The sequence below is a fragment of the Ferrovibrio sp. genome (assembly GCF_017994015.1).
Classification (GTDB): Bacteria; Pseudomonadota; Alphaproteobacteria; order Ferrovibrionales; family Ferrovibrionaceae; genus Ferrovibrio.
In genome coordinates this window covers 1-17,896 of the sequence record NZ_JAGOLP010000062.1, presented here as the reverse complement: position 1 = coordinate 17,896, position 17,896 = coordinate 1, and the positions used below count along the sequence as shown (strand labels likewise).

The 17,896-nt window shown below is 62.5% G+C and carries 21 protein-coding genes; 9 read left to right on the top strand and 12 right to left on the bottom strand.

The window, feature by feature from the left end:
• Positions 1-55: 55 nt before the first annotated feature.
• Positions 56-799 (bottom strand): SDR family oxidoreductase, encoded by a 744-nt coding sequence (locus KBB36_RS18170; RefSeq protein ID WP_290984292.1) that lies wholly within the window; start codon positions 797-799, stop codon positions 56-58.
• 174 nt (positions 800-973) lie between these two features.
• Here KBB36_RS18170 and KBB36_RS18165 point away from each other — a divergent pair, with 174 nt between their 5' ends.
• Positions 974-1,921, top strand: a complete 948-nt coding sequence (locus tag KBB36_RS18165) for a transglutaminase family protein (protein ID WP_290984289.1) — start codon at positions 974-976, stop codon at positions 1,919-1,921.
• A 34-nt stretch (positions 1,922-1,955) separates the two neighbouring features.
• Complete coding sequence (locus KBB36_RS18160) at positions 1,956-2,771, top strand: transglutaminase family protein (RefSeq protein WP_290984286.1); 816 nt, start codon at positions 1,956-1,958, stop codon at positions 2,769-2,771.
• On the opposite strand, the gene KBB36_RS18155 is transcribed toward KBB36_RS18160, so the two are convergent.
• The 7 genes from KBB36_RS18155 to KBB36_RS18125 form a co-directional block, all read right to left on the bottom strand.
• Entirely contained in the window at positions 2,755-3,534 is a 780-nt protein-coding gene (locus KBB36_RS18155; RefSeq protein WP_290984283.1) for an N-formylglutamate amidohydrolase, read from the bottom strand. The two genes, KBB36_RS18160 and KBB36_RS18155, sit on opposite strands and share 17 nt — an antisense overlap.
• Before the next feature lie 27 nt (positions 3,535-3,561).
• On the bottom strand, positions 3,562-4,743 hold the full coding sequence (gene purT, locus KBB36_RS18150; RefSeq protein ID WP_290984280.1) for a formate-dependent phosphoribosylglycinamide formyltransferase: 1,182 nt from the start codon (positions 4,741-4,743) through the stop codon (positions 3,562-3,564).
• A gap of 108 nt (positions 4,744-4,851) precedes the next feature.
• Positions 4,852-6,054 carry an MFS transporter gene (locus tag KBB36_RS18145; protein ID WP_290984275.1) on the bottom strand — a complete coding sequence of 401 codons (1,203 nt, stop codon included), beginning with the start codon at positions 6,052-6,054 and terminating at the stop codon, positions 4,852-4,854.
• Positions 6,055-6,152: 98 nt separating this feature from the next.
• Positions 6,153-6,572 (bottom strand): GFA family protein, encoded by a 420-nt coding sequence (locus KBB36_RS18140; protein WP_290984273.1) that lies wholly within the window; start codon positions 6,570-6,572, stop codon positions 6,153-6,155.
• Between the two features lie 14 nt (positions 6,573-6,586).
• Positions 6,587-7,381: a DUF899 domain-containing protein gene (locus KBB36_RS18135; RefSeq protein WP_290984270.1), complete on the bottom strand. Its 795-nt coding sequence runs from the start codon at positions 7,379-7,381 to the stop codon at positions 6,587-6,589.
• A gap of 91 nt (positions 7,382-7,472) precedes the next feature.
• On the bottom strand, positions 7,473-7,940 hold the full coding sequence (locus tag KBB36_RS18130; protein ID WP_290984268.1) for an SRPBCC domain-containing protein: 468 nt from the start codon (positions 7,938-7,940) through the stop codon (positions 7,473-7,475).
• Positions 7,937-8,266 (bottom strand): metalloregulator ArsR/SmtB family transcription factor, encoded by a 330-nt coding sequence (locus KBB36_RS18125; RefSeq protein ID WP_290984266.1) that lies wholly within the window; start codon positions 8,264-8,266, stop codon positions 7,937-7,939. The genes KBB36_RS18130 and KBB36_RS18125 overlap by 4 nt, the downstream gene beginning before the upstream one ends.
• Before the next feature lie 130 nt (positions 8,267-8,396).
• Here KBB36_RS18125 and yghU point away from each other — a divergent pair, with 130 nt between their 5' ends.
• On the top strand, positions 8,397-9,272 hold the full coding sequence (gene yghU / locus KBB36_RS18120) for a glutathione-dependent disulfide-bond oxidoreductase (protein ID WP_290984263.1): 876 nt from the start codon (positions 8,397-8,399) through the stop codon (positions 9,270-9,272).
• A 5-nt stretch (positions 9,273-9,277) separates the two neighbouring features.
• On the opposite strand, the gene KBB36_RS18115 is transcribed toward yghU, so the two are convergent.
• On the bottom strand, positions 9,278-10,204 hold the full coding sequence (locus KBB36_RS18115) for a LysR family transcriptional regulator (protein ID WP_290984261.1): 927 nt from the start codon (positions 10,202-10,204) through the stop codon (positions 9,278-9,280).
• Positions 10,205-10,302: 98 nt separating this feature from the next.
• Here KBB36_RS18115 and KBB36_RS18110 point away from each other — a divergent pair, with 98 nt between their 5' ends.
• The 3 genes from KBB36_RS18110 to KBB36_RS18100 all read left to right on the top strand — a co-directional run bounded on the left by KBB36_RS18110 (position 10,303) and on the right by KBB36_RS18100 (position 11,522).
• Entirely contained in the window at positions 10,303-10,728 is a 426-nt protein-coding gene (locus KBB36_RS18110; protein WP_290984258.1) for a RidA family protein, read from the top strand.
• Positions 10,729-10,794: 66 nt separating this feature from the next.
• Positions 10,795-11,094: a hypothetical protein gene (locus tag KBB36_RS18105; protein ID WP_290984255.1), complete on the top strand. Its 300-nt coding sequence runs from the start codon at positions 10,795-10,797 to the stop codon at positions 11,092-11,094.
• Positions 11,091-11,522, top strand: coding sequence for a type II toxin-antitoxin system VapC family toxin (locus KBB36_RS18100; protein WP_290984252.1), 432 nt, complete (start codon positions 11,091-11,093; stop codon positions 11,520-11,522). The genes KBB36_RS18105 and KBB36_RS18100 overlap by 4 nt, the downstream gene beginning before the upstream one ends.
• 13 nt (positions 11,523-11,535) lie before the next feature.
• Here the strand turns inward: KBB36_RS18100 and KBB36_RS18095 are convergent, their stop codons facing one another.
• Together KBB36_RS18095 and KBB36_RS18090 are read right to left on the bottom strand one after the other, a co-directional pair.
• Positions 11,536-13,161, bottom strand: coding sequence for an ABC-F family ATP-binding cassette domain-containing protein (locus KBB36_RS18095; RefSeq protein ID WP_290984249.1), 1,626 nt, complete (start codon positions 13,159-13,161; stop codon positions 11,536-11,538).
• A 123-nt stretch (positions 13,162-13,284) separates the two neighbouring features.
• Positions 13,285-14,355, bottom strand: coding sequence for an NAD-dependent epimerase/dehydratase family protein (locus KBB36_RS18090; RefSeq protein ID WP_290984246.1), 1,071 nt, complete (start codon positions 14,353-14,355; stop codon positions 13,285-13,287).
• A 123-nt stretch (positions 14,356-14,478) separates the two neighbouring features.
• Here KBB36_RS18090 and KBB36_RS18085 point away from each other — a divergent pair, with 123 nt between their 5' ends.
• Positions 14,479-15,120, top strand: a complete 642-nt coding sequence (locus KBB36_RS18085) for a TetR/AcrR family transcriptional regulator (RefSeq protein ID WP_290984243.1) — start codon at positions 14,479-14,481, stop codon at positions 15,118-15,120.
• A 98-nt stretch (positions 15,121-15,218) separates the two neighbouring features.
• Here the strand turns inward: KBB36_RS18085 and KBB36_RS18080 are convergent, their stop codons facing one another.
• A complete protein-coding gene (locus tag KBB36_RS18080) occupies positions 15,219-16,133 on the bottom strand; it encodes a LysR family transcriptional regulator (RefSeq protein WP_290984211.1) in 915 nt (304 codons plus the stop codon).
• Positions 16,134-16,260: 127 nt separating this feature from the next.
• On the opposite strand from KBB36_RS18080, the gene KBB36_RS18075 reads away from it, so the two are divergent.
• Together KBB36_RS18075 and KBB36_RS18070 are read left to right on the top strand one after the other, a co-directional pair.
• Positions 16,261-16,590, top strand: coding sequence for a nuclear transport factor 2 family protein (locus KBB36_RS18075; RefSeq protein WP_290984208.1), 330 nt, complete (start codon positions 16,261-16,263; stop codon positions 16,588-16,590).
• Complete coding sequence (locus KBB36_RS18070) at positions 16,587-17,375, top strand: SDR family oxidoreductase (protein WP_290984205.1); 789 nt, start codon at positions 16,587-16,589, stop codon at positions 17,373-17,375. The genes KBB36_RS18075 and KBB36_RS18070 overlap by 4 nt, the downstream gene beginning before the upstream one ends.
• The last annotated feature ends 521 nt before the right edge of the window (positions 17,376-17,896 follow it).

Genomic DNA, 17,896 nt, shown 5'->3' with positions numbered 1-17,896 from the left:
CCTTGAACCTGACCTTATAAAAGCCAAGCTGGAGCGGGCGTCAACGCATAGCGCGTCAGTGGCTACGCAGCCAATCGGCAAAGCGGGTCGGCCCTAGCCTCGCGCCCGCCTCCGGCACCAATGAAGCATCATTCAGCGCAATGCCGAAATAACGCGCTGCCGGATCGCTGACCACCGGGCACGGATCGCCCTGGGCAGTGAGATATTGCTGCACCAGATCAACCATCGGGCGCCGCTCCGGCCCGCCCAGCTCAATTTGCCCCAGGGCCTGCCGGCCATTCACAATATCTGCCAGGGCCGCAGACACATCGTTGGCGGCGACCGGCTGAAACGCGGCGGGCGACAAACGCGCCACGCCCTCCACCATACTGGCAGCAGCAATGCTGGCCAGGAATTCATAGAATTGTGTTGCGCGCAGGATGGTGTGCGGCAGGCCCGCCGCCTGGATCAACTCTTCCTGCACCAGCTTGGCGCGGAAATAGCCACCTTGCAGCAGCCGTTCGGTGCCCACCACCGAAAGTGCCACATAATGTTGCACACCAGCTTTTGCCGCTTCGCCCAGAAGGTTGCGCGTGGCGCTGCGGAAAAAATCCAGCACCGCCTGATCCTCGAAGGATGGCGCATTGGCCACGTCCACCACCACCTCGGCTTGCGCCAGAGCGTGGGCCAATCCCTGGCCGCTCACCGCATCGATACCACGCGACGGCGATGCCGCTACAACCGCATGCCCGGCTTGCTGCAACAAACCAACCAGCTTGGCACCGATCAGGCCAGTGCCACCAATCACAACCACTTTCATAAACCGCTCCTCAACTTTGCCCACGGCGGCGCAGGACATCCTGCGCTTGATCCGTATGATCCAAGACGAAGCGACGACCGGGTTTGTGACACGGCATTGCAACCATGCTGGTTTGACCGGCATTTACCTGTTAGACTGCAATTACATGACAAGCAGACGGAGACTGTACTGGCCTTGATCAACCGCAACGGCCAGACAATACCGGCACGCCTTCTCACAGTCAGGCACGCCACCATATACCGCTATTCGGAACCGGTGCAGCTTGGCGAGCATCGGGTGATGTTCCGCCCGCGCGAAAGCCATGATCTGCGGCTGCTGCAAACCAGCCTGGAGATTCAGCCGCAGCCGGTTGATCTGTTCTGGCTGCATGATGTGTTCGACAATTCAGTGGCGGTGGCAACGTTTCGCGGCTTCACCACCGAGTTGCGTTTCGACAGCACGGTGACGATTGAACATATCGAAGCCGTGAACCCGGATTACCGGCTGACCGCCGAGGCGGCATCCTATCCATTCTATTATGCCGACGAGGAATATGCCGACCTCGCCCAGAGCTTGCAGCCGCGTTATCCAAGCGCCGCCTTGCAGCAATGGGCCAAAGCCTTCCTGCCCAGCTTCGGCTCGGTGCAGACGATGGCGCTGCTGCGTGCGATAACGCTGTCGATCAATGAAAATTTCGGCTATCAGCGGCGCGCCGAGCGCGGCGTGCAGAATCCGGATGAAACCCTGGCACGGCGACAGGGCACCTGCCGCGACTTCGCCTTGCTGATGATCGAAGCTGTGCGTGCGCTTGGCTTCGCGGCGCGCTTTGTCAGCGGCTATATCTTTGTGCCGGATGCCGGCCCGGACCTGATCGTCGGCGGCGGCGCAACCCATGCCTGGCTGCAAGTCTACCTGCCGGGCGCCGGCTGGGTGGATTTTGATCCGACCAACAAGATCGTCGGCAACCGCCATCTGATCCGCGTGGCCGTGGCCTGGGATCATGCCCAGGTGCTGCCGCTCTGGGGCAGTTTCTACGGCCGGCCCGCCGCCTTCCTCGATATGGACGTTGCCGTCAGCGTTCTCGAGCAGACCACAGCCTTTCCATTGCAACAACAGGACACGGCATTCCAGGCCCGCTTATGAAGCAAGCCGGATGCCTGCCCATAAGGAGCCTATCATGCAGCTTCGCGTCGGCTATCGGCTGACTTACGATTGTCCGCAACCCACACCGATGATCCTCACCTTGAGCATCCATTACACGCGGGCTTCGGATATCGTCATCCCCGATCTGATCACCACCGATCCGCGCCTGCCGCTTTCGGCCTATCGCGATCAGTTCGGCAATTGGTGCACCCGGCTGACGGCGCCGCCGGGGCGTACGCGCATCGCCGCCACAGGTGTGGTGCGCGATACCGGCGAGCCTGACGAAGTGGCGCTCCAAGCGATCCAGCACCGGGTGGAGGATTTGCCGGAAGAGGTTCTGGTGTTTCTCCTCGGCAGCCGCTATTGCGACACGGATCATTTGTCGGCTGCGGCCTGGCGGCTATTCGAGCGCACACCACCGGGCTGGGCGCGGGTGCAGGCAATCTGCGATTATGTGCACAACCACATTACCTTTGGCTATGAACATGCCTCGGCCAGCAAAACCGCCGCGCAGGTGTTTCAGGATGGCCGTGGTGTGTGTCGCGACTTCGCCCATCTTGCCGTTGCGTTTTGCCGCTGCATGAACATTCCGGCACGCTATTGCGCAGGCTATCTCAGCGACATCGGCATCCCGCCGCCTTATGGCGTGATGGATTTTGCCGGCTGGTTCGAAGCCTATCTCGGCGGCCGCTGGTATACCTTCGATCCACGCAACAACATGCCACGCATCGGCCGGGTGCTGATTGCGCGAGGCCGCGATGCCGGCGATGTTGCCATCAGCAATACTTTCGGCCCCAACACGCTGGTCAATTTTGAAGTGGATTGCGAAGAGATCAGCGAGACCCTGTAAGCATCATCTCGGCCTGGCGCAGCAGCCGCGCCAAGCGCGCCGCCCAGGCTGCCTGCCCTGCCGCATCGGCCAGCAGATCCTGGCGGATTTCCAGCGCCACATGCGGCAAGCCGCGCTGCTCGCCATGCACCGGAATGGTGTAGTCGGTTTCGTCGTCAACCGAATAGGGCTGGTTGTCGCCGACCACCAGATCACCTTCCGCCTGTAGCAGATCAAACAAGATCCGGCCCAGCCGGGCATCGCGATTATACAGCAGGCCGGCATGCCATGGCCGCGCCACACCGGCATAAACCGGCGTGAAGCTGTGCACCGATACCAGGATGGTCGGCCGGCCGGCTACACTGCGCGAATCAAGTTCGGCGCCAATACGTTCATGATAGGGCACAAAAATCGCCACTCGGCGCGCCTCTGCATCAACGGCGCTGAGCCGTTGATTGCCTGGAATGCTTGTTGCCTCGCTCAGTTCCGGGATCGAAGACGGCACGCCGGGCGGGCGATTGCAATCAATCACCAGCCGCGAATAGGTCTGCTCGATCAGGGCGGCATCCAGCATTTCAGCCAGGCCATGCGCCAGCCCGGCGGCGCCGATATCCCAGGCGATATGGCGCTCCAGTTCGGCCGGCGGCAGGCCGAGATTACCCAGCGCACGCGGCAAGCGGTTGCCGCCATGATCGCAGACCAGGAAATATGCCGAACGGCCTTGCAGGCGATGGCTTTGGCAGGCCGGCGGCTCATCCGGCCCGAGCAGGCTGGTGCTGGTCATACCAAACCAGCCAGCCCGATGCGGCGATCAACCATGATACACGATCTTCACCTTGGCCGCCGCCGCACGTGCCGCTGAACGGGCCTGATCCACATCGCCATCGCGGACCAGCGCCAGCGCCACCCCCATGCGGCGATAAGGCCGTGTGGTCGGCTTGCTGAAAATGCGCAGGTCGATATCAGTGCCGGCTGCCGGCGCTTGCAGCGCATCGGCCAGGCCGGTGATGGCGAATTCCGTGGCATCGCGATCCGCCAGGATCACCGCCGAAGCGCTGGGGCCATGCTGGGTGATGCTGGGGATCGGCAGGCCGAGGATGGCGCGGGCATGCAGGTCAAATTCAGTCAGGTTCTGCGAGATCAGCGTCACCATGCCGGTATCATGCGGGCGCGGCGACAATTCGGAGAAGATCACCGCATCGTCCTTGATGAAGAATTCAACACCGAACAGGCCATAGCCACCGAGATTGTCCACCACCGCCTGGGCCTGGCGCTGCGCTTCGGCAATGGCTGCGGCCGACATCGGCGTCGGCTGCCAGCTTTCCTGATAGTCGCCGCGCTCCTGGCGATGGCCGATCGGCGGGCAGAATAGCACACCCTGGCGGGTGCGGATGGTGAGCAGGGTGATTTCGTAGTCAAAATCGATGAAGGCCTCGACGATGACGCGCTTGCGGTCGCCGCGCATGCCGGCCACGGCATAATCCCACGCCTTGTCGATGCCGGCGGCATCCTTCACCGTGCTCTGGCCCTTGCCGGATGACGACATCACCGGTTTGACCACGCAGGGCAACCCCACTTTGGCCACCGCCGCCCGCATCTCCTCCAGGCTTTCGGCATAAAGATAGGTCGAGGTTGGCAGGCCGAGTTCACTGGCCGCCACTTCGCGGATACGGTCGCGGTTCATGGTCATCAGCGTAGCGCGCGCCGAAGGCACCACGTTGCTGCCCTTATCCTCATATTCCTTCAAAACCTCGGTGCGGATCGCCTCCACCTCGGGCACGATGAAATCCGGCTGGTGCTTGTCGATAGCGGCACCAAGCGCGGCGCCATCCAGCATCGAAAACACTTCGAACTGATCCGCCACCTGCATCGCCGGCGCGCCGGCATAGGCATCGCAGGCAATGACATGGGCGCCAAGCCGCTTGGCGGAAATGACAAATTCGCGCCCCAGCTCACCCGAACCGAGCAGCAGGATTTTCGCAGTGGGGGTCATGGCATGCTCCCGAAATCGCCAGAAACTGTTGATTTGCGGCGCAAGAAATAGCCCAGCGCCGCCCACTTCGCCAGCGCCGGATCAAACAAGAATTTCAGCGTCTGCCGATCACGCCGCAACCGGCGCAGGCGGCGCCTTGGCTGTGGGCCGGAAATTCATCGCCACGATGAAGGCGGCAATGCCAAGCGCCCAGGCGCTGGCATAAAGCCAAGTATAGCTACCCAGGCCATCAAAGATCAGGCCGCCCAGCAGCGGCCCCAGCGCCATACCAAGGCTGCCGGCCATGGCGATGCCGCCGATCACCGTACCCATCATGTGCAGCGGAAAATTCTCACGCGCGATGGCGGCATAAAGCGGCATCACGCCAGCATAGACAAAACCAAACAAGGCGGCCACGGCATAGAAGCTGCCAAGTTCGCGGGCGAAGATGAAGGCCAGCGCGGCAAAAGCCTGCACCAGCAGCCCGGCAGCCAGCACCGTGCGGGCGCCGAAACGATCCCCAAGCAGGCCAAAGCCGATGCGGCCGGCCAGGCCGGCCAGCCCTTCGATACTGTAGATCGACACGGCAGCGAGCAGCGGAATGCCGCAGCTCAGCGCATAGCTGACCGTGTGGAAAATTGGCCCGGCATGGGTGGCACAGCAGAAGAAATTGGTCAGCAGCAGCAGGATAAAGGGTGGCGAGCGCAAGGCCTGGCCCAATGTCAGTTCTGGCGCCATAGCTGCATCGGCCTGCGCTGCCTGATCCTGCAAGGCCGGCGGCCGCCGCACCAGCAAGGCGGCCGGCAGCATCAGCGCCGCCGCCAAGGCTGCGATCAACAACATGGCACTGCGCCAATCCACCTGCGCCACCAGCCAGGCAGCCAGCGGCGCCATGGTCATCGGCGCCACGCCCATGCCGGCGGAAACCAATGACACTGCCAGGCTGCGCTGGGTATCGAACCAGCCGGTGACACAGGCCATCATCGGCGCGAAGATCGCCGCCGTGCCGGCGCCCACCACCAAGCCGAACAGCAGTTGAAACAGCAGCAAGGCCGGCGCCTGGCTGGCCAAAGCCAGGCCGCCCACCACCATCAGCGTGCCGAGCAGCAGCACCGGGCGCGGCCCGATCCGATCCGAGAGATGGCCCCAGGCCATGCTGCCCAGCGCCATGGCCAGGAAGCCCAGGGTCATTGCGGTGGAAATGCCGGCCACCGACCAGTCGGTATCGCGGGCGATGCTTTGCAGAAAGACCGGCAGCGAAAACATCGCACCAATCGCCGCGCAACCCAGCACTGCGCCCGCCGCCACGATCACCCAACGATAGTGCATCATTTTTATCCGTCCCGCCGCCCTGCAGGCATTATATGCGGCAGCCGGCGCGACGCAGCAACAGCCTGCCATCGACCGGCCCCCGTTTTTGTTACTTTTGCTCACGCTGCCGGCGGCATCTTTTCGCATGCCGGCAAAGCCGGATCGAGATGATCCCAGGCATGGCCGCGTATGGCATAGGTGACCAGTTGCGGACGGAAACGCTCCGGCTGGTCAAGGCTGGCGGCATGGATGGTGAACAAGGCCGGCATCGCTGCGAAGGTGAGATAAACCGGCGAGCCGCAGGATGGGCAGAAGCCATGGCTTTTTACCTGACCGCTATCGGCAACCCGATCCCACAACGTTGCCTGGCCTTGCAATGTCACATCGGCACGATTGGCGAAGGTGATGTAGGAACCATGGCCGGTGCCGCTGACCTGCTGGCAATCGCGGCATTGGCAATGGTTGGAAAAAATTGGTTCCGCCGTGATCTCATAGCGGATCGCACCACAGGCGCAGCCGCCGGTATAGGCTTTGGTCATTGCAGAACTCCGTTTCAGGCGCAGCAGGATGCAGCAGCAGGTACTGCGGCATATTCGCCACGGCGGCGCCACCAGATGCCGGTTTCATTGCGGCCCAGCGGCGCCCGATCCAGCCATTGATAGGCGCCCCACATGGCATCCAGGCCGCGCGCATAGGCCGAGTAGGTGTGATACACCACGCCATCGCGCAGCACGAAGGCGCTGAGGCCGGGGCGATCCTGGATGAAGGTGGCGCCATCGGTGCCGCAACCGGCGGCGATCTCCAGCACCGGCGGCGGCAGTTCATCCATGGCATGGCCGGCATTGCTGAAATTATACGTCACCGCGCCGCTCTGCTGCTGCGCCTCGGTGAAATAGACATTAAAATCGGCGTTGAAATCACACGGCGCCGAAGAAGCCCAGGGGAAGCGCCAGCCCATGCGCTGGCGGAAGCCGAGCAGCTTGTGCAACGGCGCACGCGACACCGCCCACAGCATCACATCATGCTGCGCCAGATGCTCGGTGAAGCCATTGAAACCATCGGCCACCATCGAACAGGACGGACAGCCGGCGGCATAATCCGGGCCGAACATGAAATGATACACCAGCAATTGCGAGTGGCCCTGAAACAGCTCGGCCAGCGAGGCGCTGCCGGCTTCGGTGTCAAAGCGATAGGGCTTGTCCAGCGCCACCCAGGGCAAGGCCTGACGCTGCTGCGCCAGGGCATCGCTGCGCCGGGTCAGTTCCTTTTCAGCGGCCAGCAGATCCAGCCGTGCCGCCAGCCATTCCTGGCGTGTACCAATGCGAGATACCATATGCTGCTTGTCCATCCTTCATGCCTCCGGTGCTTGTGGGCAAAGTGCGCCCGTCCGTTGCCGCGCCCATCGCTGCAACAGGGAAAAATCTGAATTTGGGAAAGCCTCAGTCCGGCGTCTTGGCCACGCCGTCCAGCTTGGCCATGCAGGCGGTCCAGCCCTTGCCCATATTGGTATAGGCGGTGCTGTTGCGCGGCAGCACAAAGCCGGCATGTTCCAGCCGCAGCCTGGTGCCGAGTTCCACCCTTGTGAGCGTGAAACTGACCACCGTATCCAGCGGCGCGCCATAGCCGGCATTACCGGCATCGCCACTGCGCCAGGCATAGACAAAGCGCTGCAACGGCAGCACCTCCAGCACCTCGCACTGAATGGTGCCATCCCAGGCGCCGGCCGGCGTGGTTTGATAGGTGAAGCGCGTGCCGACAATCGGGGCAAAGCCGCTGGCCTGCATCAGCCAGCGCGCCATCAGCCGGCCATCGGTCAGCGCCTGCCAGATCACCTCGGGCGCATGCGGAAACACTTCGTCGATGACGATGGATTGGGTAACGGCCGGCTCGGCCAGGGCGCTGGTCATGGGTCTATATCCTTCAGAACATCACGCAGATTATCCAGGCGATCACGCCAGAAGGCGCGGTAATGGCCGATCCAGTCCACCAGCGGCGCCAGGCCATCGGGCTGGGCGCGGTAATACACATGCCGCCCCTCCGGCCGCTCGGCCACCAGGCCGGCCTGTTTGAGGGCTTTCAGATGCTGCGAGATGGCGCCCTGGGTCACGCCGCTGCCGCGCGTCAATTCGGCAACGGTGATTTCCTCGGCGCCGGCCACGCGCTCAAACACGGCCCGCCGGGTCGGGTCGGCCAGGGCGCGCATGATGTTGGTGATGGGGGCTGCTTCGATCATGGAATCAGATTAGCGCACACTAATTGATTAGTCAATACTAATTTGAATACCCCCTCGCCCTGGGCTATCCGAATCCCAAGTCGCTGCCCTATATCAGGCTGACCTTTTCACCCCCGCCCGGAGATGCTGCATGACCGATTCCGCCGAGTATACCCCGCCCAAGGTCTGGACCTGGAACAAGCCGAGCGGCGGCCATTTCGCCAGCATCAACCGCCCCATTGCCGGTGCCACGCATGACAAGGAATTGCCGGTCGGCCAGCATCCGTTGCAGCTTTATTCACTGGCCACGCCGAACGGCCAGAAAGTCACAATTTTGTTGGAGGAATTGCTGGCGCTCGGCCATACAGGCGCCGAATACGATGCCTGGTTGATCAAGATCGGTGATGGCGACCAGTTCGGCAGCGGCTTTGTGCAGGTGAACCCGAATTCCAAGATTCCGGCTTTGCTGGATCGCTCCGGGCCGGAGCCGGTGCGAGTGTTTGAATCCGGCGCCATCCTGCTCTATCTGGCGGAAAAGTTCGGCGCCTTCCTGCCCAGCGACCATGCCGGTCGCACCGAATGCCTGAACTGGCTGTTCTGGCAGATGGGCAGCGCGCCCTATCTCGGCGGCGGCTTTGGCCATTTCTACACCTATGCGCCGATCAAGATCGAATACGCCATCGACCGCTTTGCCATGGAAACCAAGCGCCAGTTGGATGTGCTGGATCGCCGCCTGGCCGAAAGCGCCTATCTGGCCGGCGATAGCTACAGCATCGCCGATATCGCGGTATTCCCGTGGTATGGCGGCCTGGTGAAAGGCTGGATTTATGGCGATGCCGCCACCTTCCTCTCGGCGCATGAATACAAGCATGTGCTGCGCTGGGCCGATGCGATCAAGGACCGCCCGGCGGTGCAGCGTGGCCGCATGGTCAACCGCGCCTTCGGCGATCCGGCCAGCCAGTTGCATGAACGCCACGCTGCCAGCGATTTTGATACAAAGACGCAGGACAAGCTCGCCGCACAGTAAAGCCGCTACGCTGCGCCGGGGCCGCCGCGGCGGCTCCGGCTGATTTCCCGCACCACATCCAGAAAAGCGCGCAAGGCCGGCGGCACGCTGCGATGGCCGGGATAATAGATCGCCACGGTTTCCTCCGCCGGCATCCAGTCTGACAACACCTGGCGCAACTGCTTCGCCTTGAGCGCGGCGGCGGCAGCAGCATTTGCCACATAGGCAATGCCGATGCCGTTCACCGCCGCCTCCACCATCAATTCCTCATCATCCAGGATCACACAGGCCGGCGCATCAATCACCAGCGCCTGCCCGGCACGCTCAAATTCCCAGCGATAGAGTTTGCCGCCCGGGCCGGGCAGCCGATGGCCGATGCAGCGATGGCGCAGCAATTCATCCGGCGTTTTCGGCAGCCCGGCGCGTTTCAGATAATCCGGCGCGGCAACACAGATGAAGCCAAGCGGCCGACCGAACGGCACTGCGATCATATCACGCGGGATCGAGTCCAGCAGCCGCAGCCCGGCATCAAAACCGCCCGCCACGATATCCACCAGCCGGCCCTCCACCACCACATCCACCGTCACCTCGGGAAAACGCTGCGCCATCAGCGGCAGCACCTCGCGCACCAGCAAGGCAGCGCCCAGGCGCGGCGCATTAATCCGCACAATGCCGGCCACCTGGCCGCGAAACGCCGCCACGCCTTCCAGGGCATCATCCAGGGCGGCCAGCGTGGTTTGCAGGCTGGCCAGCAGTTTGAAGCCGGCCTCAGTGGGCGCAACGCTGCGCGTGGTGCGGTTCAGCAGCCGTACGCCGAGCTGCTCCTCCAGGCCGCGCAGGGCATGGCTCAGGGTTGAGGGCGCAGTGCCGAGTTCATCGGCGGCGCGACGAAAGCTGCGATGGTTGGCAACCGCCACAAAGGCGGCCAGGTCGCTCAGCGAAGGACGGGACATTGCTGATGATTTTGCATCACCCTATGCCGATTTCAAGCTCTAATCCCAGCAATCGCGCCGGCCTATCTTCAGGCCCGCAACCCAACCGGAGACCTGACATGACCCAGCCTAATCTGAACCAGCCCGCCACGAACCAGCGCGACGCCATCTTTCCCGCCAACCGCCACGCGCTTTACGACCTGCATCAATATTCGCCCGCGATCCGCTCCGGCGACCTGTTATTTGTTTCCGGCCAGGTCGGCAGCCGCGAGGATGGCTCGCCCGAGCCGGATTTCGCCGCCCAGGTGAAACTCGCCTTCGCCAATCTGAAAGCCGTGCTGGCCGCAGCCGGCGCCAGCTTCGATGATGTGCTGGATGTCACCAGCTTCCATACCGATCCAGCGACGCAATTTGAAACAGTGATGGCGGTGCGCGCCGAGGAAATCGGCGTCGCGCCCTGGCCGACCTGGACCGCCATCGGCGCCACTTGGCTCGCCGGCTTTGATTTTGAGATCAAGGTGATTGCCCGGGTGCCACAGCGCTGATTTTGCGCCTGCCTTGCTCATCGCGCCGATCCTGGATATATTTCCAGATATAAGCAGGATATGCGGATGAGCAAGGCACAAAAACGCGCATTGGAAAATTACCGCGCCCGCCTCGGCGAACGTGGATTGGCGCGTTTTGAGGTACTCGGCCGTGCCACGGATCGGGAATTGATCCGCTCACTGGCCCGCCAACTGGCCGAGAATACGGCCGAGGCAGCGGCTTTGCGCGCCACAGTCAATCAGTCGATCGGCGGGCCAGCAACGCCGCCGGGCGGCATCCTTGCCGCGCTAAGGCGATCGCCGCTGGTCGGCGCCGAACTTGATCTGACCCGCGCCGCCGAAACCGGCCGCAAGGTCAAACTGTGACGCGCTATCTGCTCGATACCAACATCATCAGCAATGTGGTCAAGCCGCAGCCTGCCGCGCCGCTGCTGGCCTGGATGGCGCAGCAACAGGATGCGGATTTATTCATCGCCGCGCTGACCGTGGCGGAAATTCGCCGGGACATTCTGGAACTGCCACGCGGCAAAAAACGCGCCGCGCTGGAAAGCTGGTTCGCCGGGCCGGAAGGCCCGCTAGCGCTGTTTGAGGGCCGCATCCTGCCGCTGGATCACAACGCCGCCCTACTCTGGGCGCAACTCATGGCCCAGGGCAAAAGCACCGGCCGCCCCCGCAATGCGCTCGACATGATCATCGCCGCCACCGCCGGCGCCAATGATTGTGTGCTGGTGACCAACAACGAAAAGGACTTCGCCGGGATACGACTTATCAACCCGATGCGTGGGGGTGGGTGATTGCTCCGCACCCTCACCCCGGATGTAGCCCCGGCGCTTCCTGGCCGGTGCGGGCGACATATTCCGTATAGCCGCCGCCGAACTGGTGCACACCTTCCGGGGTGAGTTCCAGCACGCGGTTTGAGAGCGCGGCGAGGAAGTGGCGGTCATGCGAGACGAATAGCATGGTGCCTTCGAAACCCGCCAGCGCCGCCACCAGCATTTCCTTGGTTGCCATGTCGAGATGGTTGGTCGGCTCGTCGAGCACCAGAAAATTCGGCGGATCGAACAGCATCTTGGCCATCACCAGCCGCGCCTTCTCGCCGCCTGAAAGTACGCGGCAGGTTTTTTCGATATCGTCGCCGGAAAAGCCGAAGCAGCCGGCCAAGGTGCGCAACGTGCCCTGACCAGCCTGCGGGAAGGCCTTGTCGAGCGTTTCAAACACCGTGTCGTCACCATCCAGCAAATCCATCGAATGCTGGGCGAAATAGCCCATCTTCACGCTGGCGCCCAAGCCCACGCTGCCCTGATCCGGCGCGGTATCGCCGGCCAGCATTTTCAGCAAGGTGGATTTGCCGGCGCCATTGGCGCCCAGCACACACCAGCGTTCCAGCCGGCGCACTTGGAAATCCAGCCCGGTATAAATCGCCTGGCTGCCATAGGCTTTATGCACGTTTTTGAAATTCGCCACCTCTTCGCCGGAACGCGGCGGGCTGCGGAATTCAAACTGCACGGTCTGGCGCCGGCGCGGCGGCTCAACCCGCTCAATCTTATCAAGCTTTTTCACCCGGCTCTGCACCTGGGCGGCATGTGAGGCGCGCGCCTTGAAACGCTCGATGAACTGGATCTCCTTGGCCAGCATGGCCTGCTGGCGTTCAAATTGCGCCTGGCGCTGCTTTTCGTTCAGCGCGCGCTGCTGATCGTAGAAATCATAATTCCCGGAATAGGTGGTGAGCGTGCCGCCATCAATCTCGACGATCTTGTTGACGATGCGGTTCATGAATTCGCGGTCATGCGAGGTCATCAACAACGCGCCGTCATAATTCTTGAGGAAGGCTTCGAGCCAGATCAGGCTTTCGAGATCAAGATGGTTGCTCGGCTCATCCAGCAGCATGCCATCGGGCCGCATCAGCAGAATACGCGCCAGCGCCACGCGCATCTTCCAGCCGCCGGAGAGCAGGCCCACATCGCCATCCATGCGTTCCGGGCTGAAACTCAGGCCGGCCAGCACTTCGCGCGCGCGCGCCTCCAGCGCATAACCATCCAACTCCTGAAACCGCCCCTGCACCTCGCCATAGCGTTCGATCAGCGCCTCCATGTCATCGGCCTGATCGGGGTCCACCATCGCGGCTTCAAGCGCGGCCATCTCGGCCGCCAGCGCACTCACCGGGCCGACGCCATCCATCACCGCCGCCACCGCGCTCTGACCCGACATCTCGCCGACATTCTGATTGAAATAGCCAATCGTCATGCCGGTATCGATGGCGACCTGGCCGTCATCGGGCCGCTCCTCGCCGGCAATCATGCGGAACAGGGTGGATTTGCCGGCGCCATTCGGCCCCACCAGCCCGGCCTTCTCGCCCTTTTGCAGCCCCATCGAGGCATCGATGAACAGAATCTGGTGGCCGTGCTGCTTGCTGATGTTATCGAGACGAATCATGAGGTCCGTGCTGAAAGGCTGATCTGGGGCGGGAATGCTTTGCCCGACGACATACCCGCGCAGGCCCATAAAGTCCAGGTCGCCCTCCATGTGCACCAGCACAAGCTCTGCAAACCAGCCGGTTCAGGAAGCGGCCGGCATCGCTGTCGCAGGCGCCGGATCGGTTGCGGCATGCCCGGAAGGCATGCGGCGCTCCATCGCCGCGATCCCCTCGGCAAAGCTGACACGCGGCAAATATCCAAGCTCGGCGCCTGCCTTGGCAATGCTGATGGTGAATGGCTTGCCGATCAGGCGCAGCATCTGGCGCGTGATCGGCGGCTCGCCGCCGCGCCCCAACATGCGCCAGGCAACGCCCATGATGCCGGCCAGCATCCAGGCCAGGGGGAATGGTATGGCGCGATCCTTCGGCACAACGCCCCGCGTCGCCAGCAAGGCCGAGATGACGCCCTTCAATGTGCCATTCTCTTTGTCTGCGACAAAATAGGCTTCGCCGCCGCGGCCATGATCGGCGGCCAGCAACAAAGCCGCGCAGAGATTATCGACATGGCAGGTGGACATGGCCTGGCTGCCGCCGCCAACCCATTGGAAGCGGCCAGCCCGCACGGTTTCAACCATATGGTCCAGGGTTGGCATGCCAGCCCCCCAGATAAAGGGCGGACGGATGGCGATGGTCTCAAAGCCAGGGCGGCAACCATTGGCCGCCAGCAGCAGGCGCTCGCCCTCGGCCTTTGAAGATGCATAGGGCGCGAAGGCGCGGCTCTGGAGCGGCAGCCTCTCATCCGCCTCAAGCATCGGTTCGGGATCGCCCATCACCACTGCCGCCGCGCTGACGGCAACAACGCGGCGCAAGCCAGGAGTGGCACTCGCAGCCGCCACAAGCGCATTGGTGCCTGCAACGTTCACCCGGTCGAAGACGCCGCGCGGCCCCCAGAGTTTGAAATGCGCGGCAACGTGGAAAACAACATCGCAGCCCGCCATGCCGGCACGCAGGGCGCCGGCATCGGTCAATTCACCGCTGACCGGGATCGCCCCGACGCGATGCACGGCTTCAACGGCCGCCGGGCTGCGCGCCAGCGCTTTCACCTGCCAGCCGCGACTGACCAGCAGCGCGATCAGGCGGGAACCGACAAAGCCGGAGCCGCCGGTGACAAAGGCGGTGCGCGGTGCCGCACCAGATTGGGCGCTGAGTTGCATGAAAGCCTCCGGGTTTGCGTGTAGCTGCAAACCACCATAGCCAAACCCACACATAATTCAAAGAACATTTTATATGTTTTGTTCGTCGTTGTATTTCTGTCAGAGTTGCCTTAAAGTTCCACCATGCAAACGCCCCCCCTTCCCACCAGCGAAGATTCCTCGTTTCGCGGCCAGATTCTCGACGCTGCCCGCGCTCAAGTGCGGCGCTTTGGCGAAGCAAAGACAAATGTGGTCGATATCGCCCGTGCGCTCGGCACGTCGCATACCACGATCTATCGGCATTTCCGCTCAAAGGCGGAAATCTTCGATGCCGTGGTCACGGAAGCCATGCGCGATGAAGCCGAGTTGGCGCGTCGCTTCGTGAATGTGGATGGCCCGGCGGCCGAACGGCTTGAGGCCATGGTGCTGGCCCTGCATGCCCGCAAGCGTGAGCGTTTCGCGGGTGATCCGGAGGTTTATCAGCTCTATCGGCGCATTGTTGAGGAGCGGCCAGACATCATCGCGGCTTATGCCCAAGCGATGACGGCGCTCATCGCCGAGATCATTGCAGACGGCGTCAAGCGGCGGGAATTCAAGGTTGATGACATTGCGATTGCGGCCGGTGTGGTGCGCGATGCCGTCACCGTGTTTGTGCATCCAGCGCATGTCGAGGCCGCCGTAAAGGCCGGCCTGCCGGCAGAGGCAATGGCAAGCAATGTGGTCCGCAGCCTGGTCACCGCCTTCAGCACCGGCATGCAATACCGGCAGGTGAGCGCCGAAGGCTGACCGCCGCTTTGGCGCAGAAGCAGAGATGACCGTCGAAATCACGACGGAATGTCTGCTCATGGGCGAGTACTGAGCGGCTGGGGATGACGCACCTCAACCTATCCCCGGCTCAGGGCATCACTGGTTCCACTATGACGTCGCGCGAAGTCGACAAACGCCTTGAACGCCGCGGTCGGATTGCGCCGGCTCGGATAATAAAGACTCAAGGGCGACAGAGTGGGCGTCCAATCTTCAAGCACGGGCACAAGACGGCCTGCTTCAATGTCGTCTCGCACGTCGGACTCCATCGCCAGGGTGAGACCAACAGAGGCGAGGGCTGCGGTGCGTGCGAGGCTCGCCTCATCGAGGGTGATGGGACCCTCGACGTCGATATGGACTGATTGTCCGTCCTTCTCGAATGGCCAGCGGTAGATTGCGCCATTGGGAAGCCGGACGCGGAGACAAGAATGCTGGGCGAGATCCTGAGGGATCATGGGCGTCCCGTGCGCTTTCAAATAGCCCGGCGTGCCCACCACAACATTGCGCCGCGCGCCCCCCAGTGGGAGTGCGATCATGTCGACAGGCACAAGGTCTGAGCTACGGACGCCCAAGTCGAAGCCGCCCGCGACAATATCCACCAGGCGCCCCTCTGTGACGATGTCGATGTGAACCTGAGGGTACACTCGGAGAAACGGGAGGACGAGCCACGAAAAAATCTCCCGCGCCGCAGTCGGAAAGGCGTTGATGCGCAGTGTGCCCGAAGCCGTGGCCTGTTGAGAGCGCGCAACGTCCATCGCCTCATGAATGTCGCGCACGGCGGGAGCGACTTGCGCGACGAATTGCTGGCCTGCCTCCGTCAAAGAGACGCTTCGCGTCGTCCGGTTGAAGAGCCGTACGCCGAGCGTGCGCTCTAGCTTTCCGATCGCATTGCTGAGCGCGGTGGTTGAAACCCCAAGCTCAAGCGCCGCCGTGCGAAACTTGCCCCGGCGGGCGACCATAAGAACGGCGTCCAATTCCGTGAGGCTGCTCGGCATTATTATCCTGATTTTCGTGATAAAGCATGCCTAATTATCCCAATTATCCTGCGAATTGTCCACTGCTACCTTGACTGGCAAGTGCAACGGCGGTCCCCCGGGCCGCGATCCCAGTAAGGACAAAACAATGCCGCTCGAACTTCCAATCCCAATCGCCGCGTATGTGGCTGCGAACGCCCGCCTGGACGTTGGCGGCATGCTGGCGCCCTTCGCACCCGGCGCCGTCCTTCGTGATAACGGCACCGTTCTTCAGGGACACGCTGAACTCAGGCACCTCTTTGAGGAAGCAGTGGTCGCGGTGAAGGCGATCTTCACGCCGGATACCGTGCGGCACGAGGAAGGTCAAATCGTCGTCGAGGGCCCCGCCTCTGGCGACTTCAAGGGCAGCCCGCTCCGCTTCACCTACCGCTTCACGCTCGAAAATGACGCCATCAAGGCCCTGGAGATCACGATATGACCATCAAAGCTGATCCGACAGAATTCGCTGGAAAGCGCGTGCTCATCAGCGGCGGCACCAGGGGTCTGGGCCGAGCCACCGTCGACCGCTTCCTGGCCGGCGGCGCCCGAGTGATCACGGCCGCTCGCGGGCCTCTAAAGCCGATCGAGGGCGTCGAGTATGTCCAAGCGGACCTGACTACGGCCGCGGGTGGAGAAGCTCTGGCCAAGGTGGCGCTTGAGCGTCTGGGCGGCGTCGACATCCTGGCCCATGTGCTGGGCGGCTCGTCCACGCCCGGCGGAGGCTTCGTCGCCCTGACCGACGATTACTGGCTGTCCGAACTGAACCTGAACCTGCTGGCCACGGTCCGTCTCGATCGCCTCCTGATTCCGCAGATGATCGAGCGGGGCGCCGGCGCGGTGGTGCACGTCACTTCCATCCAGTCGGTCCTGCCGCTTCCCGAAGCGACCACCGCCTACGCCAGCGCCAAGGCCGCGCTCAAGACGTACAGCAAGTCAATCTCCAAGGAACTGGGACCGAAGGGTGTGCGGGTCAACGCCGTGTCCCCCGGCTGGATCATGACCGAGTCTTCCGTCGACTTCCTGAAACGCCTACAGGCCGCCAATGGCGGCACGATCGAAGATGCGCGGCAAGTCGTCCTCGACAGCCTGGGCGGGATTTCAATCGGGCGTCCGGCCGAGCCCTATGAGGTTGCCGACATCATCGCCTACTTGGCCTCGGATCGAGCCGCCTCAATTCACGGCGCCGAGTTCGTTATCGACGGCGGCACCGTTCCGACCGTCTGATAACAGAGACACGTCCACGCCTGACCAAGCCCTGATGTTCTCAACGTCTGCCCTTCGCGCCAGAGACTGTCCGCTCCTGGCGCGAAGGGCAGCTATACGGTTACGCTACGCGGTCGGTATCCCTTACCCACTCGATTGTCTGAATCTCGCATAAGTGTTTGAAAACTCGATGGTAAGTACCCGGTCTGACGGTCATTCTCCGACTGTGAGGCCGTCAAAATGCTACGCTTTTGATTTCATTGAAAAAACTGCCAGAAAAAATATTTTCGCGGTTCCGGCATCTATCGAGGTCAATCGCCCCTCAGACCCGTTGTTTGCCTGCCCAGCGCAACTTCGGCGGCCGCCTGAAGGTACCGTCAGTCCTCCATAACAGGACTCAGTCTTCGGATCGAGTGGCCCGGGAACAGCAAAGGTGGCCAGCGCACGTCCGACGCCCCTAAACGTAGAACTTGAACGGCTGTCGCTCTGCTCCCGTAGCGCTGCCCATAGTTAGCACTTCGCCGACCTTGTCCGCGAAACGA

Excerpts from the sequence above, each read along its gene's own strand:
- yghU (WP_290984263.1), top strand. The coding sequence starts at position 8,397 with ATGACCGATTCCGCCGAGTATACCCCGCCCAAGGTCTGGACCTGGAAC.
- KBB36_RS18155 (WP_290984283.1), bottom strand. The coding sequence starts at position 3,534 with ATGACCAGCACCAGCCTGCTCGGGCCGGATGAGCCGCCGGCCTGCCAA.
- KBB36_RS18070 (WP_290984205.1), top strand. The coding sequence starts at position 16,587 with ATGACCATCAAAGCTGATCCGACAGAATTCGCTGGAAAGCGCGTGCTC.
- KBB36_RS18090 (WP_290984246.1), bottom strand. The coding sequence starts at position 14,355 with ATGCAACTCAGCGCCCAATCTGGTGCGGCACCGCGCACCGCCTTTGTC.
- KBB36_RS18160 (WP_290984286.1), top strand. The coding sequence starts at position 1,956 with ATGCAGCTTCGCGTCGGCTATCGGCTGACTTACGATTGTCCGCAACCC.
- KBB36_RS18145 (WP_290984275.1), bottom strand. The coding sequence starts at position 6,054 with ATGATGCACTATCGTTGGGTGATCGTGGCGGCGGGCGCAGTGCTGGGT.
- KBB36_RS18135 (WP_290984270.1), bottom strand. The coding sequence starts at position 7,381 with ATGGACAAGCAGCATATGGTATCTCGCATTGGTACACGCCAGGAATGG.
- KBB36_RS18125 (WP_290984266.1), bottom strand. The coding sequence starts at position 8,266 with ATGATCGAAGCAGCCCCCATCACCAACATCATGCGCGCCCTGGCCGAC.
- KBB36_RS18110 (WP_290984258.1), top strand. The coding sequence starts at position 10,303 with ATGACCCAGCCTAATCTGAACCAGCCCGCCACGAACCAGCGCGACGCC.
- KBB36_RS18170 (WP_290984292.1), bottom strand. The coding sequence starts at position 799 with ATGAAAGTGGTTGTGATTGGTGGCACTGGCCTGATCGGTGCCAAGCTG.
- KBB36_RS18075 (WP_290984208.1), top strand. The coding sequence starts at position 16,261 with ATGCCGCTCGAACTTCCAATCCCAATCGCCGCGTATGTGGCTGCGAAC.
- KBB36_RS18130 (WP_290984268.1), bottom strand. The coding sequence starts at position 7,940 with ATGACCAGCGCCCTGGCCGAGCCGGCCGTTACCCAATCCATCGTCATC.
- KBB36_RS18095 (WP_290984249.1), bottom strand. The coding sequence starts at position 13,161 with ATGATTCGTCTCGATAACATCAGCAAGCAGCACGGCCACCAGATTCTG.
- KBB36_RS18080 (WP_290984211.1), bottom strand. The coding sequence starts at position 16,133 with ATGCCGAGCAGCCTCACGGAATTGGACGCCGTTCTTATGGTCGCCCGC.
- KBB36_RS18115 (WP_290984261.1), bottom strand. The coding sequence starts at position 10,204 with ATGTCCCGTCCTTCGCTGAGCGACCTGGCCGCCTTTGTGGCGGTTGCC.
- purT (WP_290984280.1), bottom strand. The coding sequence starts at position 4,743 with ATGACCCCCACTGCGAAAATCCTGCTGCTCGGTTCGGGTGAGCTGGGG.
- KBB36_RS18105 (WP_290984255.1), top strand. The coding sequence starts at position 10,795 with ATGAGCAAGGCACAAAAACGCGCATTGGAAAATTACCGCGCCCGCCTC.
- KBB36_RS18085 (WP_290984243.1), top strand. The coding sequence starts at position 14,479 with ATGCAAACGCCCCCCCTTCCCACCAGCGAAGATTCCTCGTTTCGCGGC.
- KBB36_RS18140 (WP_290984273.1), bottom strand. The coding sequence starts at position 6,572 with ATGACCAAAGCCTATACCGGCGGCTGCGCCTGTGGTGCGATCCGCTAT.